Origin of the sequence: Pseudomonas sp. SIMBA_068 (genome assembly GCF_046534705.1) — a bacterium.
GTDB classification, from domain to species: domain Bacteria; phylum Pseudomonadota; class Gammaproteobacteria; order Pseudomonadales; family Pseudomonadaceae; genus Aquipseudomonas; species Aquipseudomonas putida.
The window spans coordinates 1-264 of sequence record NZ_JAWRYI010000720.1; the positions used below are offsets into that span (position 1 = coordinate 1).

General features: G+C 33.7%; 1 protein-coding gene. It reads right to left on the reverse strand.

Translation table 11 applies throughout. The features are described 5' to 3' along the window. A partial coding sequence (locus SB756_RS31130) for a replication initiation factor domain-containing protein (protein WP_410913379.1) occupies positions 1 to 212 on the reverse strand: 212 nt, incomplete at its 3' end. Positions 213 to 264 lie beyond the last annotated feature (52 nt).

The following is a 264-nucleotide window of genomic DNA, read 5'->3' on the forward strand; positions in this document are numbered from 1 at the left end:
GTCATGTTTCTATCTTTAATCAAAGCATTAACAGCACTTTTTGCCCTTTCGTTCTTTAATCGAATTTCATACCTGTTCCAATTCTCAACTTCATCATCTGGAATATTATATTTAGCCGCTTGCTCAAATCCTTTCTGATAAAAACACATATAAGCATCGGACTTTTTAGAACCAAAATAGATTGTAGTACCACGATCACTACCATCACTCAAAGCAAAAGAGCCATTATAATCTGAATTTCTGAATCTCGAAACACAATAACCT